The sequence below is a fragment of the Wolbachia endosymbiont of Drosophila incompta genome (assembly GCF_001758565.1).
Classification (GTDB): domain Bacteria; phylum Pseudomonadota; class Alphaproteobacteria; order Rickettsiales; family Anaplasmataceae; genus Wolbachia; species Wolbachia pipientis.
The window spans coordinates 386,486-386,923 of the sequence record NZ_CP011148.1; the positions used below are offsets into that span (position 1 = coordinate 386,486).

1 pseudogene is annotated in these 438 nt (G+C 36.1%); it reads right to left on the bottom strand.

Going from position 1 to position 438, the window contains the following annotated elements:
- Nucleotides 1–438 (bottom strand): annotated as a pseudogene (locus WG67_RS08205) (Na+/H+ antiporter NhaC family protein); the annotation flags it as partial.

Consider the following 438-nt stretch of genomic DNA (forward strand, 5'->3'; position numbering starts at 1 on the left):
ACCATAAGGTAAGATACCTTTTGTAGCACAAGCAAAAACATCTAATAAGTATGCGCTGCGATGTGGCGCAATACTGTGTTTTTGTGCAAGCCTTTTTGCAATGCCACCACTTAGTAAAATAGCAATGGTATTATTGGCAAGTAAGGTAGTAAACATAGACGCAATTCCTGCTATCACAAATTCAGCTTTAGTTTTTGTGATATTGCTTTCATCGATGAGTTTATGCAACGCTTTTTGACCTTGCTTGTACATTATATGGCTCAATCCACCGATAAATAGAGCAAATATCACTATTTCGTTTACTTTTTTGAAACCGTCATACACGTCATGAGGAAATTGAATGATAGCATAGTCAAAAAAAGTTATTCCTAGCACACCAGCAATAATTATGTTTATAGTTATTGTTACTAAAGTGGCGACTTCAAGCAGCCCCATGAT